The sequence below is a fragment of the Arthrobacter sp. 05L428 genome (assembly GCF_056397665.1).
Genome location: NZ_JBFTNW010000001.1, coordinates 1 through 12,750, shown reverse-complemented (window position 1 = coordinate 12,750; position 12,750 = coordinate 1). Strand labels below are relative to the sequence as shown.

The window sequence follows — 12,750 nt, the reverse complement described above, 5'->3', positions numbered from 1 at the left end:
CCGCCCGGTTGAAAGGGCCGCTCGCGGCGCTGGCTGCCGCGGCGGCGGCCGCAGGCTACGTCCTCGCCGTACGGCCCCGCCTGCTGCACTGGGGAGCGACCGCCCAGGAAGCGGCCGGCCCCCTGCCGGGCGATGAACTGGTACCCACCGCGCGCCTGCAAAGCACACGGGCCGTCAACATCGCCGCGCTGCCCGCCGCGGTGTGGCCGTGGCTCGTCCAGCTGGGGTCCGGCCGCGGCGGGATGTACAGCTATGACGCCCTGGAGAATGCGGTGGGGCTGGGCATGCACAGTGCGGATCGGATCCTGCCCGAATTTCAACAGCTCTCTGTCGGAGACACCATTCCGCTCGCCCCCGGCGCCGGCATCCCGGTCCGGCGGCTCGAACCGGGGGCGGTGCTGGCCCTGGGCGGCACCATGGATCCGCGCACCGGGCACATCACAGATCACATCACCGGGCATCCCGCGGCGGAGGGACGCCGTCTGGCCGGACCTCGCCTGGAACTGGGCTGGACCTTCGTGCTGGAGCCGCTCGGTGCCCGCAGCACCCGGTTGCTCTCGCGGACCCGCTATGACTACTCGCCGCTGCCGCTGGGCATCCCGCTGCGCGTCGTGCTTGAACCGCTGCAGTTCCTGATGGAGCGCCGGATGCTGCTGGGAATCCGCTCCCGCGTGGAGCGGCGCCGGCCCCGCAGCAGGCGCCGCCGGGGAGGGCCGCGGTGAAATCGGCAAGGACCAGCATTCTCGCCGGCATTGTCCTGATGACGGTCGGTGTGCTGTGGCTGCTGGATGTGCTCGGCATCGTCGAGAGCGCCGCGTATCTGGCGCCGCTGATCTTCGCCGCGGTGGGCGTGCTGTTCCTGTCCCTCTTTTTCCGGGGCCGGGAGAACTGGTGGGCGGCAATCCCCGGCTCGGTGTTCCTGGGCCTGGCCGCGGTCATCACCGCCACGCAACTCACGGACGGCCGCGCGGGCGGCGCCTTCCTTTTCCTGTTCATGGCGGCCGGATTCGCCGCGGTCTATCTGCGCGAACGGGCCAACTGGTGGGCCCTGATCCCGTGCGGGGTGATGTTCACGCTGGCCATCGTCGTGGCCCTACCGCAGGAACTGCAGGGCACACCTGTGGCCGCCGTCCTGTTCCTCGGGCTGGCGGCCACCTTCTGGCTGCTTTCCCTGGTTCCGGTCCGGACCCCAGACAACACCGGCCGGATGAAGTGGCCCCTGGTCCCGGCGGCAGTTCTCGCCGTGCTTGGCGTGGCCTTCGCTCTGCAGGCGACGGCCGTGCTCATCGCCGTGGACTTCGCCCTCCCGGCCGCCATGATCCTGGCCGGGATCGCCTTGCTGGTGTACGCGTTCCGCGCCCGCCACAACGGGCAGCACAAGACCCACGGCGCCTAGGAGCTCCTTCCTCCGGCCCCCGCTGACCTTTCATGGCCGGATCCACGTCCGGACGGCTAGGATAATCAGCATGCTTATTAAGCACCCAGAGTTACCGTAACCAGGGAAGGCATAACCATGAGCACGTACCATCCGGAAAATGACCCGGCCAACCCCGATCCGCCAAAACCGGGTGGCGGTTCCGCGCGTCCACAGAGCGTGCCGAACGCGGCGCAGCGCGGCGATCAGGAGCCCCAGGCCGCCGACCAGGGAGCTTCGCCCAATCCCGATCCACTCAGCGGCAAGATTACCGGGCTGGAGCCGGGCGGGGGTGTCCCGCCGGGTGAGACGCCGCCGGCGGAGGGCTCGATGAGCCGCGACCAAGGCCACAGCGAGTAACGCACCCTAACGGGACTGACCGAGACGTTCCCGCCCGGTTGTTGGCGGCCCGGGCCCCACACGGGCCGCGGTTCCGCGCGGGGGCCGGGCTTCCCCCGGCTGCGGACCGGATGAACCGGGCAGGAACGTCGCCGGCGTCGGACTGGCCGCGGCCGGCACCCACCTAGGCGTCCGCCGACAGCTGGGCCAGGGCGGCACGGAGCCGGGCGCCGGCGTCGTCCGCCACCTCACGGACCGCGGGGCTGTCGCTGAGTTGCACCATGGTCTGGGGATCGATCACGTCCACCGTCGTATCGGCGGCGCCCGGGCCGCGCCGGACCACCACATTGCACGGCAGCAGGGCGCCCATTTCCGGCTCGGCCGCCAGGGCGCGGCTTGCCAGCTGCGGGTTGCAGGCCCCGAGGATCACGTAGTCGCCCAGGACCTGCGCGGCGTCCTCCCCAAGCTTGGCGGCAAAAGTGTCGCGGACGTTGATCTCGGAGAGGATCCCAAAGCCTTGGCCCGCGAGGGCGGCCCGGGTCTTCTCGACGGCGTCCGCCCAGCTCAGCGGGAGGACGGCGGTGTAGGTATAGCTCATGGCTCACTCCTGGCTGGTGGGGTCGGTTCGGACACGGGCAGGAGGTACTTGGCGAACCAGTCCCTGGCCAGGATGGCCGCCGCGGCCAGCGTGCCGGGCTCCTCGAACAGGTGCGTGGCGCCCTGGACCACGGCCAGCTGATTGGGGCACCGCATCATGGCTTTGGCCTTGCGGTTGAGTTCAAGCACCTCATAGTCGAAGCTGCCCACGATCAGCAGCGTCGGCGCGCGGACGGCGGAAAGCCTCGGGCCGGCCAGGTCGGGACGGCCGCCGCGGGAAACGACGGCGGCGATCCGTGCGGAGGGTTCGGAGGCGGACCACAGCGCGGCGCCCGCCCCGGTACTCGCCCCGAAATATCCGACGGCGCAGGAGGCGGTGTCCTCGCGGGTGGCGAGCCAGTCGGTGGCCGAGGACAGCCGGCGCGCCAGCAACTCGATGTCGAAGACGTTGGCGCGGTTGCGCTCCTCCCCCGGCGTGAGCAGGTCGAGCAGCAGGGTGCCCAGCCCGGCGCGCTGGAGCAGGCTGGCCACGAAGCGGTTCCGCGGGCTGTGCCGGCTGCTGCCGCTCCCGTGGGCGAACACCACCACAGCGCGGGCCGGCACGGGCAGGTGCAGATGGCCCTGCAGCCGGACACCCCGGGACGGGATCTCCACCTCTTCGTCGAATTCCACCGGGTCCTCGGAGACCGCCGTCGTCCCGGCCGGACGCGGCGAGTCCTTCAGGCGCCGGGCGGCGGCGTCGAGCAGCTGGATCACCTCGTCGTCCTCGGTGGGCGAGAAGTCGCGGTAGTGGTATCCGACGGCGGCGAAGTGCCGGGGAGTGGCCAGGCAGACCACCTCGTCGGGTTCGCTCAGGCTCGCCAGGGTGTCCGCCGGGGCGACGGGCACGGCCAGGATCACCCGGGCGGCGCCCAGTTTGCGGGCGATGCGGCAGGCGACCCGGGCAGTGGAGCCGGTGGCGATTCCGTCGTCGACGATCACCGCGATGCGGCCGGTCAGGTCCTGGCGCGCGCGCCCCTTCCGGAACCGCGCCACCCGGTTCTCCAGCACGGCCCGTTCGCGGTTCTCGACTGCCTGCAGCTCCTGCTCGCTCACCCTTGCCTGGGCCAGCACATGCTCTTCCAGCACCCTCGCGCCGCCCTCCCCGATCGCCCCCATGGCAAGTTCCGGCTGGTAGGGCAGCCCGAGCTTCCGCACCACAATCACGTCCAGCGGTGCGTCCAGGGCCGCGGCCACCTCGAAGGCGACCGGGACGCCGCCGCGGGGCAGGCCGAGGACCACAATGTCCTTGCCGCGCAGATCCGCGAGCCGCCGCCCCAGTTGCCGCCCGGCATCAACCCTGTCTTCAAAAATGCTCATTGTCTTGGCTTTCCAATCGGGCGCCGGCCGCCGGGCTCATCCGGCGCTGCGCTCCGCAGGCCGGGCATCGGACCAAGTTGGCCGTTTCATCCCACTATCCGTCAGGAGTTCCCGGGATGTGAGGGCCCTTGTACCCGGTTTCGTTTGCGCCGGACCGGCCGTCCCCGGCGGGGTGCCAGCGGGGCCCTGCGTGCTTGACGGGTGGCCGGTTCCGTGGTGCTGAAGCGTGCGGCGCGGCGGGCCACATGGTGGTCCTTGCCCCGGCGCCGGACCCTTGGCAGCACCGGTGCGGCCGGTTGCTGCGCCGCCCGGGAGAAAAACCACTGCTTGGCCAGCTCCACCAGCACCAGGTACACCACGGTCATGCCCAGCAGGGCCAGGAAGAACGGAACCGGCAGCGGATCGAAGCCCAGGACCGCCGCCAGCGGGGACAGCGGAAGGAAGACCCCCAGGGCCACCACGCCCAGCGACGCGCCGAGCAGTCCGAGCGACGGCCGGCTGCGCAGGAAGGGCACCCGGCGGGTCCGGATCGCAAAGATGATCAGCGTCTGGGTCGCGATCGACTCGATGAACCAGCCGGCCCGGAACTCCCCCGGCACCGCGTCGAAGACAAAGAGCATCAGGGCGAACGTCGCGAAGTCGAACACCGAGCTGATCGGGCCGAAGAGGAACATGAAGCGCCGGATGAAGGATATGTTCCAGTGCGCCGGTGCCAGCAGCTGCTCCTTGTCCACCCGGTCCCCCGGGATGGCCAGCTGGCCGGTGTCGTAGAGCAGGTTGTTGAGCAGGATCTGCCCCGGCAGCATCGGCAGGAAGCTCAGCACCACGGAGGCCGTTGCGGCGCTGAACATGTTGCCGAAGTTGCTGGAGGTGCCCATCAGCACGTACTTGATGGTGTTGGCGAAGATCCGCCGTCCTTCCATGACGCCGTCGGCCAGCACGCCGAGGTCCTTGTCCAGCAGCACGACGTCGGCGGCGTCCTTGGCGACGTCGGTGGCGCTGTCCACGGAGACGCCGATGTCGGCCTGGTGGAGCGCGAGCGCATCGTTGACGCCGTCGCCCATGAACCCGACCGCGCCGCCGCTCTGGCGCAGCAGCCGGATGATCCGGGCCTTCTGCTCCGGCGAGACGCGGGCGAAAATGCTGGCCTCGCGGGCCGCCGCGCTCAACTCCGGGTCGGACATCGCCTCCGCCTCGGCGCCGGTAATGGTCCCGCCGGAGAGCACACCGAGTTCGTCGCAGACCCGCTCGGCCACCTTCGCGTTGTCCCCGGTGGCAATCTTGACCGTAATTCCCAGCGCCTCCAGCCGGTCCAGGGACTCCCGCGCATTCGCCTTGGGCCGGTCGAGGAAGACCAGGAAGCCGGCCAGGACCAGGTCCTTCTCGTCAGCCGGTGACATGTCCTCCATGCCGGCGGCGTCCCGGGTGGCCACGGCCACCACCCGCGAACCGGCGTCGAACTGTTCGTCCAGCAGGGCCTGCACCTTGGCGGCCGTGGCGCCGCACAGGGCCAGGACGTCCTCCGGCGAGCCCTTGGTGATGATCCGGGCGGGGCCGCCGGCCTCGCGGACCAGCACGCTGGTCCGCCGGCGCTGGTGGTCAAAGTCGATCACGTCGAGCCGTTCATAGCGCGAAGGTTCGAACGCCGCCGCCTGCGGGGACTGCCAGAGCGCGGCGTCCAGCGGGTTTTGCCCGAGGACGGACCGTTTCGCCTCCGCGTAGTCCGCCTCGGTGGCCAGCAGCCCCAGGCTGAACAGCTTATCCGCGGACACGCCGGCCGCCACCGGCAGGGCCGCCGTGAAGCTGATCCGGCCCTCCGTCAGGGTTCCGGTCTTGTCCGTGACCAGGATGTCCATGTCGCCGAGGTCCTCGATGCAGACCAGCCGCTTGACCAGCACTTTGCGTTTGGCCAGCTGGCGGGTGCCGGTGGCCAGGCTCGTGCTGACGACGGCGGGCAGCAGCTGCGGGGTGATTCCCACGGCGATGGCCAGGGAGAACAGCAGCGACTCGATCACCGGCCGCTGCAGCAGCAGGTTGGCGATGAAGATGAGCGAAGTCAGTGCGATGGCCACCTGCAGCAGCAGGAAAGAGAACCGCTTGAGCCCGAGCTGGAATTCGGTCTGCGGCTGCCGTTCGCCCAGGCCGAGCGCAATCCGGCCGAACTCCGCCCGGCCGCCGGTCGCCACCACCACCCCGGTGCAGCTGCCGGACTGGATGACGGTGCCCATGAACAAGCAGGACGTCAGGTCCCCCAGGGCGACGCCGCCGGCCACCGGCGCGGGATCCTTGCCCACCGGCAGCGACTCCCCGGTCAGGATGCTTTCGTCGCAGAGCAGGTCCTTGACCGTCAGCAGGCGCAGGTCGGCCGGGATGATTGCGCCCAGGCCCAGCTGCACGACGTCGCCGGGCACCAGGGCGGTCACGTCCACCTCGCGCGCGGTGCCGTCGCGGAGCACGACGGCGGTGTGCGTGACCCGTGAATGCAGCGCCTCCGCGGCGCGCTCGGCCCGGAATTCGTTGCTGAAGCCCAGGCCCACACTGACAAGCAGGATCACACCAATGACGATCGAGTTGGTGGCGTCCCCCAGGAAGAGCGAGAGCCCGGCGGTGACGAGCAGCAGGATCAGGATGGGGCTGCGGAATTGCCGGCCCAGCACGGACCAGCCACTTGCCTCATGCGTGCGGACCGCATTCGGCCCCAGCACGGCAAGCCGCTCCGCCGCTTCCGCTTCGCTTAGACCACCCGCAACTGAACCCAGCCGGGCGAGCACTGTGCCCGCCTCGGTGCCGGCGGCGTCCGCGATGGTGAGCGGCGGGGAGGCGGACTCCCTGGTTTCGAGCTGTGACATACAGAATCCGTCCGACTACCTCGAGATACCGCTAAGACTACGTCGGGAGCCGCCGGGAGTCATTTGGGTCGGGGAAGGCTCGCGGCCGGGCTGCCGGCCCCGCGCCGAATCCGCCGAAAGGATCCGGCGAATGTCCCGGCAAAACGGCTGCAAAGTCCTGTATATAATTTTTCCCGGTACGGTTTAGCAGAAGGCCGTTGGATAGTTCTTCGATCCGGCTTCGCTGCCGCTACCACCGCCCTCTTTCGCTGCTGTGGTGCGTTCCGCCTCGCCGGCTCGATTCGACCCGAGCGAAACGGCATCAAGGAATAGTGGTAAGCGAGTCAACCGCAACATCGATCAACCAGCACTTGCATCAGCTCGTGTTGAACAGCGCCGACGTGGAGGAATTCCTCGGCGAATTGGCCCGCGTCTCGGCGCGCAGCCTTTCCGAGCCCGGCGACGAAGTCCTGTGTGGAATTACGCTGCTCCGGCAACGGAAAGCCGCCACCGTGGCCAGCAGCAGTACGGCTGCGCAGGCCATGGACGAAATCCAGTACGGCTTCAGCGACGGCCCCTGCGTGACGGCCTCCCGCGAACAGGAAACGGTATACATTGCCGACCTCGACGACGACACGCGCTGGCCGCAGTGCGCCGCCATGGTCCGGGAGCACGGCATGCGCTCCATCCTCGCCGTACCGTTCCTGCTCGACGGCGAAACCCGCGCCGCGCTGAACCTGTATTCACACCGTCCCCACCGCTTTGACGAACGCGCCCAGGAGCTGGCGAGCATCTTCGTGCGACAAACGACCATGGCTCTGGGGCTGGCAGTGCGTTTCGCGCACTTCAGCGAGACGGCCGACAACCTCAAGGCGACGCTGGAGACGCGCACCGCGATCGACGTCGCGGTCGGCATCATCATGGCGCAGAACCGGTGCAGCCAGGCCGAAGCCTTCGAGCTGCTAAAGACCGCATCAAGCACCCGCAACGTCAAGCTTCACGCCGTCGCCTCCGCCATCGTGGACGGTCTGGGCCAGGGCCCGACGCGGACCCACTTCGAGGACTAGGCCCCGGACCCCTCACACCGGGGCCGGCGCGCCCGCTTCTGCCAGCACGGTGCGGATGGTGTCCTCGTCGGCAAGGATCCGGAAATGGCCGCCGGTATCCAGCTGGACGTTCCGCGCTCCGGGAAGCACGCTGCCCTCCGGGATGTGCGGATCGAAGAGGCCGTAGACGGAAGTGATGCGTTCGTTGACGCTCTGCTCGCGGGACAGCTGCAAGGTGACGGCGTTGCGCGGCGACAACGCCCGCAGGCTCGGCAACAGCATGTAGCTTGCGTAACGGGAACCCAAGAACGGGGAGCACACCGCCACCATCCGGGTGATGCGCCGCGTCTGGTCCAGCGACATCATCGTGTACTTGCCGATCAGCCCGCCCTTGCTGTGCGCCACAATCATCGTGTCCCTGAGGTCCCTCTGGTGGAGGTAGTCGGCGATCAGTGCCGCCGCCTTCGGTACCGCGAGCCGGTTGCGCTGCAGCACGGTCACCACGTGCACCGGGTGCCCTGCCTCGTGCAGCTCCCGGATCAGCGGAAGCATAAAGCGCCAGTCCTCGTAGATGCCGGGGATGACGACGACGGGCCGTCCGGTGCCGCTGAGGAATTCGTCGGGACTGACGCGGGAGACCGCACTGCGCAGCTGCCGGCCGACGGCGTAGGCATAGTCCCGGGCCCACCAGCCGGCGATCTGGACGAGCGTGCTCACGCGGTGAATCCTTGCGGCGCTTCGCTTTCATCAGCTGCGATGCCGGCGAAGGCAAGGATGGAGCCGGCAACCTCGACGGCGCGGTTGTGCTGGACCACGTGCCCGGTTCCTGGGATCTCTTCGAACTGTCCGGTGGCCGCCCGTCCGGCAAGCCGGCGGCACCAGTCCACCGGGGCCACCGGGTCGTTCGCGCCGCGCAGCACGAGGACGGGGGCGCTCACCGCGCCGATCCGCTCCTCGAGGCGGTAGTCCATCATGATCCGCAGGTTCTTCAGGTACCAGTCCGGTCCGCAGCGGAGATAGTCGGTGAAAACCAAGGCGTTGGAGGACGGGCTCTCGAAGAACAGGCAGTCCCGGCCCAGTGCCAGGGCCTGCTGCGCCACGGTCGGCCGCTTGTCATTGACCACCGGACCCATCAGCACCACATGGGGTATCCGCTGCGGCTGCTGCAGGGCGGCTTCCACCGCGAACTGGGTCCCCATCGAGTGCCCCACCACCACGAACTCCAGCACTCCCAGCTGCTCGAGCGCGCCAAGGAGGTAGGTGGCCTGCTCCGCAACGGTGAGCGTGTGCTCCGGCGTGGGCGTGGCCCCGAAGCCCGGCAAGTCCATCGAGAACGTGTCAACGGAGTCAGCCAGCAGCCCGTGCAGGCGGCGCAGGTAGCGGTGCGAGGCCCCGATCCCGTGGAGGAGTACGACGGCGGGTGCAGCCGTCTGCGTTCCGGCCGGCCGCCGGGAGGCAAAGACGTGGCCCAGATGGCCAGCGGCCTCGACCTCGATCCGCACGGGCGTGCTCATGGTGGGTCTCGTTTCTGTTCAGTGTCTAGTAAGCATACTGACAGACTCTCGCTGGCCCCGGATGCCCCGGACCCATTTCGACGGTTCCCTGCGGGTCCGTACCGCGGAAACGTCGTGTGCGCAGGGAGCCATCGAAACGGCGAAACGGCGAAACGGCGAAACGGCTGGCGCCGCTAGCTGGGCGCGAGACCGAGGGGCTCTTCGGTGCTTTCCCGCTCCGGGGCAGCCTCCTTGAGCTCGACGAAGATTGTGTGGGTCTCGGTGTCGCCGGTGTTCTCGCCCGAGTGGGACTGCGCGGGCAGCCAGCGCGCCAGCCCTGAGGGAAGTTCGACGTCGACCTCCCGGCCGTGGGCGGAGAGCCGGCGGCGGAAGCTGCTGAGCGTGATCATCACGCTGTCGGGATGAGAATGCTCGACGGTATTTTCCCCGGGCTGGTCCGTGTACTCCAGCACGCGCACCCGTTCATTCTCGAATACCACCCGGTACAAGCCCGGGTTCGTTGCCACCGGATCCTGGTCCATGGCCAGACTCTAGTCCCGGCGGAAGTCGCGCGCCAGAGCGTACTGCGGCCGGCTGTACTAGGGCATGCCTCCACTGTAGTTTGGTGTGACCATCCGGGGGTGAAACCCACGGACCCACCATCGGAGGAACGCATGAGCAACAAGCCAGTCGAGCCCGAGGACATCGTGAATGACGGTGTGGAGGGCGCCCAGAAGCCCGTCCCGCGCGAAGGTAGCGGCATTGACACTCCCCAGACGGCGGCGGGCGCTCCGGAATCCGGCACGTCCGGAACGCACGCACCGGGCAGGAGCGACTCGCAGACGGTGCCTGGACCGGCAGAGGAAGACGACGAAAAGACAGCGGACGACCGCGGCCTCACCACCGACACCACGCCGGACTGAGCAGCCGCCGCCGGCCGGCCTAGCTGGCGGCCGGCGCGATGTTGACGAGCCAGTCCACGCCGAACTTGTCCTTGCACATGCCGAAGGTGTCTCCCCACGGGGCCTTCTCCAGCGGCATCGTCACGGTGCCGCCATCTGACAGCTTGTCCCAGTAGCCGCGCAATTCAGCCTCGTCGGTGCCGCTGAGGGACACCGAGAAGTTGTTGCCGGGGGTGTAGTCCATGCTGTTCGGGGTGTCGGCACCCATCAGCACCAGCCCCTTTTCGCCGGTCAGCATGGCGTGCATGATCTTGTCCTGCTCGGCAGGGTCCTCGCTGGCCTGGAATTCGGCGAAGGTGCTCATATTCAGCTCGCCGCCAAACACAGACTGGTAGAAGGTCATGGCCTCCCGCGCGTTGTCGCGGAAGCCAAGGTAAGGGTTAAGCGTGGTCATATCCGGGACTCCTTGGTAGCGGGTGGCGGCGGTGCGGGCGAATTCAACGCCCGCTCCGCCGCAGCGTACAGGCATATCCTGCCCGAAACCGTGCACTCTTCATAGGGCCCGCCCGCCGCCAGGGAGCTGTCCCCGGCGGCGGCTCCCGTCGGAGGCCGCCTAGGCGGTCTGGCCGGCGTGCTCCCCTTCGGCGATTTCTTCGAGCAGCTTGTCGTTGAACGCCGGCAGATCGTCCGGGTTCCGGCTCGTCACGAGGCCCTGGTCCACCACCACTTCCTCATCCGTCCAGTTCGCGCCCGCGTTCTTCAGGTCTGTCTGAAGCGTGTGGTACGAGGTGAGGTTCCGCCCGCTCACGACGCCGGCGTCGATCAGCAACCAGGGGCCGTGGCAGATCGAGGCCACCGGCTTGTGCTGTTCAAAGAAGCCGCGGGCGAAGGCTTGGGCACCTTTGTCGACGCGGAGGTGGTCGGCGTTTACGACGCCGCCGGGAATCACGAGGGCATGGAAGCCGGAGGCGTTGGCCTGGTCGACGGTCAGGTCGACGTCGAAGGTCTCACCCTTTTCCGTGCCGTCATAGCCCTGCAGCTTTCCGCTCTTGGGCGCCACCAGGGTGGGTTCGCCGCCCGCGTCCTTGACCGCGTTCCACGGGCTGGTCAGCTCGATCTGCTCGACGCCGTCCGTCAGCAGAAACGCGACCTTCTTGCCTGCGATGTTGTGTTCCGACATGTGTCCTCCTCTAGCCAGCGCGAGGGTCCAAGAGCCGTTCGGCCGTTCATGTCCCACGCGGAGAGATTGGTGCCTTACCCAGTCAACTCTAGGAAACAGGAAAATAATAAGCAAGCTGACTATGTGGTTGATTTGTTGCATTTCTATGGACTTCCCGTTGCTGCTGTGGCTATGGTGACGGAAGATGCCGAACTAATCGTCTCGACCTATGCGCCGCACCTGGGGGGTGTTGCACGTGTTGCACGAACGATCTTCCGGGCGCGCCCCGCGCCTGCTTCGACCCGTGTTGCTGGCCGGTGCAGCGACGGCGCTGTGGCTGGCACTTTCCGCAACAGCCGCCAGCGCAGAGACCGGCACGGACCTGGAAATTCCGGGGGGCCTGAACGCAGCATCTTCGTCTCCGTCTACCCCGCCGGAATCCACGAGCAGGTCAGCGTCCCCAAGTGCCGGGGGCGACAGCTCTGGGCTGTTGTCCCCGGCATTGGGGCAGGTCGCGGGCTCCGTTGAAAGGGTTATTGCCTCAATTCCCGCAGCGCCAGCGGTTGCTCCCGCGAGCACGGTGCCCGACCTGGCCTCCCCCGCCGTCGAACTGGTGGACACCGGTGCCGCCGCCCTGGTGGGGACCATCATCCCCGTCGCGATCGAGGCGCTGCCCGCCACCGCTCCCGTGGTGGAGCCGCTGGGTGATGTGCTGACCGGCGCGCAGTCGCTCCCACTGCCTCCCGTCGCCTCTGCGCCGCCCGCCCCCGCGGGGCCGGAGGCCGCCCGACTTGACGCGACGCCTGCACCAACGGGCGGGGCCGCGACCTCGCACCCGAACGCCACCCGCGCCGACGTCGCAGCAGTCCCCACGCCGGCAGCAGTCCCCACGCCGGCAGCAGATGAGTACAGCCCCCAACAGTCAGGGACCCTCCCCGTGCCGCCTGCAGTAGGCGGATCCGTCGCCCCACTTCAGCCGGGCGGCGACCTCGGCGGTGAGGAACTCCCTAGCGTTGTCCCCGGGGTGCCTGGTTCGGGGGCGGGCAGCAGCCAGTCTCCGTCCGGACCGAGTGCAGCCACCGTGACCGCACCCTTCCAGCTTCGACCGCCGCCCGGCGTGAGCGAGGCCACCAAACCGCTGCCCCAAGCTTCCAAACCGGCGTCTTTCGACCCCGGATCTTCTCCCGACTAGTTGGAGCCCCTCTGCCCCGCAACGGGCGGACCACGGCTCATCGGACTGCCCATGCAGTCCGCAACACCAACATCTTCAGGAGAAAACATCATGCATACGAACTTGCGCAGAGGGCTGCTTGGCACCCTCTTTGCCGGCGGCCTCCTGGCCCTCGGAACCTCCGTCGCCTGCGCGGCGGATACAACCTCCGGAAGCGACGGCCTCGCCTCCGGCACCCAGGTCATCGCCCCCGTCACCGCACCGGTGACGCTCGGGGCGACGTCGATCGGGATCCTCGGCGACTCCGCCGCCACCACGGGCGGGACCACCGCACCGGCACCGGCCAGCGCCGGCGGGAGCTCCACCTCCGGAAGCGAGGGCCTCGCTTCCGGCACCCAGGTCATCGTCCCTGTCACCGCACCGGTGACGCTCGGGGCGACGT

General features: G+C 68.7%; 14 protein-coding genes and 1 pseudogene. 7 read left to right on the top strand and 8 right to left on the bottom strand.

All coding sequences use genetic code 11. The features are described 5' to 3' along the window. The first annotated feature begins 8 nt into the window (after nucleotides 1-8). From AC1DH3_RS00075 to AC1DH3_RS00065, 3 genes are all read left to right on the top strand, one after another. Nucleotides 9-722 carry an SRPBCC family protein gene (locus AC1DH3_RS00075; RefSeq protein WP_476908360.1) on the top strand — a complete coding sequence of 238 codons (714 nt, stop codon included), beginning with the start codon at nucleotides 9-11 and terminating at the stop codon, nucleotides 720-722. After that, nucleotides 719-1,396: a hypothetical protein gene (locus tag AC1DH3_RS00070; protein ID WP_476908359.1), complete on the top strand. Its 678-nt coding sequence runs from the start codon at nucleotides 719-721 to the stop codon at nucleotides 1,394-1,396. The genes AC1DH3_RS00075 and AC1DH3_RS00070 overlap by 4 nt, the downstream gene beginning before the upstream one ends. Nucleotides 1,397-1,513: 117 nt before the next feature. Then, the gene (locus tag AC1DH3_RS00065; protein WP_441416760.1) at nucleotides 1,514-1,774 is read left to right on the top strand and encodes a DUF6480 family protein; all 261 of its coding nucleotides are present in this window, start codon (nucleotides 1,514-1,516) and stop codon (nucleotides 1,772-1,774) included. Nucleotides 1,775-1,937: 163 nt separating this feature from the next. Here the strand turns inward: AC1DH3_RS00065 and AC1DH3_RS00060 are convergent, their stop codons facing one another. The 3 genes from AC1DH3_RS00060 to mgtA all read right to left on the bottom strand — a co-directional run bounded on the left by AC1DH3_RS00060 (nucleotide 1,938) and on the right by mgtA (nucleotide 6,558). After that, nucleotides 1,938-2,351, bottom strand: a complete 414-nt coding sequence (locus AC1DH3_RS00060; RefSeq protein WP_476908358.1) for a DUF302 domain-containing protein — start codon at nucleotides 2,349-2,351, stop codon at nucleotides 1,938-1,940. Beyond that, nucleotides 2,348-3,709, bottom strand: a complete 1,362-nt coding sequence (locus AC1DH3_RS00055; RefSeq protein WP_441416758.1) for a phosphoribosyltransferase family protein — start codon at nucleotides 3,707-3,709, stop codon at nucleotides 2,348-2,350. The genes AC1DH3_RS00060 and AC1DH3_RS00055 overlap by 4 nt, the downstream gene beginning before the upstream one ends. Nucleotides 3,710-3,810: 101 nt before the next feature. Further along, entirely contained in the window at nucleotides 3,811-6,558 is a 2,748-nt protein-coding gene (mgtA, locus tag AC1DH3_RS00050; RefSeq protein ID WP_476908357.1) for a magnesium-translocating P-type ATPase, read from the bottom strand. 311 nt (nucleotides 6,559-6,869) lie between these two features. Here mgtA and AC1DH3_RS00045 point away from each other — a divergent pair, with 311 nt between their 5' ends. Continuing rightward, nucleotides 6,870-7,604, top strand: a complete 735-nt coding sequence (locus AC1DH3_RS00045; RefSeq protein ID WP_441416756.1) for a GAF and ANTAR domain-containing protein — start codon at nucleotides 6,870-6,872, stop codon at nucleotides 7,602-7,604. Between the two features lie 12 nt (nucleotides 7,605-7,616). On the opposite strand, the gene AC1DH3_RS00040 is transcribed toward AC1DH3_RS00045, so the two are convergent. The 3 genes from AC1DH3_RS00040 to AC1DH3_RS00030 form a co-directional block, all read right to left on the bottom strand. Next, nucleotides 7,617-8,300 (bottom strand): esterase/lipase family protein, encoded by a 684-nt coding sequence (locus AC1DH3_RS00040; protein WP_441416755.1) that lies wholly within the window; start codon nucleotides 8,298-8,300, stop codon nucleotides 7,617-7,619. Next, on the bottom strand, nucleotides 8,297-9,097 hold the full coding sequence (locus AC1DH3_RS00035; RefSeq protein ID WP_476908356.1) for an alpha/beta fold hydrolase: 801 nt from the start codon (nucleotides 9,095-9,097) through the stop codon (nucleotides 8,297-8,299). Before AC1DH3_RS00035 ends, AC1DH3_RS00040 begins: the two co-directional genes overlap by 4 nt. 173 nt (nucleotides 9,098-9,270) lie before the next feature. After that, nucleotides 9,271-9,618, bottom strand: a complete 348-nt coding sequence (locus tag AC1DH3_RS00030; protein WP_476908355.1) for a cupin domain-containing protein — start codon at nucleotides 9,616-9,618, stop codon at nucleotides 9,271-9,273. 132 nt (nucleotides 9,619-9,750) lie between these two features. Between AC1DH3_RS00030 and AC1DH3_RS00025 the strand changes: the two genes are divergently transcribed. Further along, complete coding sequence (locus tag AC1DH3_RS00025; protein WP_476908354.1) at nucleotides 9,751-9,999, top strand: hypothetical protein; 249 nt, start codon at nucleotides 9,751-9,753, stop codon at nucleotides 9,997-9,999. A gap of 19 nt (nucleotides 10,000-10,018) precedes the next feature. Here AC1DH3_RS00025 and AC1DH3_RS00020 read toward each other — a convergent pair whose 3' ends face one another. Further along, on the bottom strand, nucleotides 10,019-10,432 hold the full coding sequence (locus AC1DH3_RS00020) for a VOC family protein (protein ID WP_441416751.1): 414 nt from the start codon (nucleotides 10,430-10,432) through the stop codon (nucleotides 10,019-10,021). Nucleotides 10,433-10,591: 159 nt separating this feature from the next. Next, a complete protein-coding gene (locus tag AC1DH3_RS00015; RefSeq protein ID WP_476908353.1) occupies nucleotides 10,592-11,158 on the bottom strand; it encodes a type 1 glutamine amidotransferase domain-containing protein in 567 nt (188 codons plus the stop codon). Between the two features lie 559 nt (nucleotides 11,159-11,717). On the opposite strand from AC1DH3_RS00015, the gene AC1DH3_RS00010 reads away from it, so the two are divergent. Together AC1DH3_RS00010 and AC1DH3_RS00005 are read left to right on the top strand one after the other, a co-directional pair. Beyond that, nucleotides 11,718-12,329, top strand: a complete 612-nt coding sequence (locus AC1DH3_RS00010) for a hypothetical protein (RefSeq protein ID WP_476908352.1) — start codon at nucleotides 11,718-11,720, stop codon at nucleotides 12,327-12,329. A gap of 90 nt (nucleotides 12,330-12,419) precedes the next feature. Beyond that, nucleotides 12,420-12,750 (top strand): annotated as a pseudogene (locus AC1DH3_RS00005) (hypothetical protein); the annotation flags it as partial.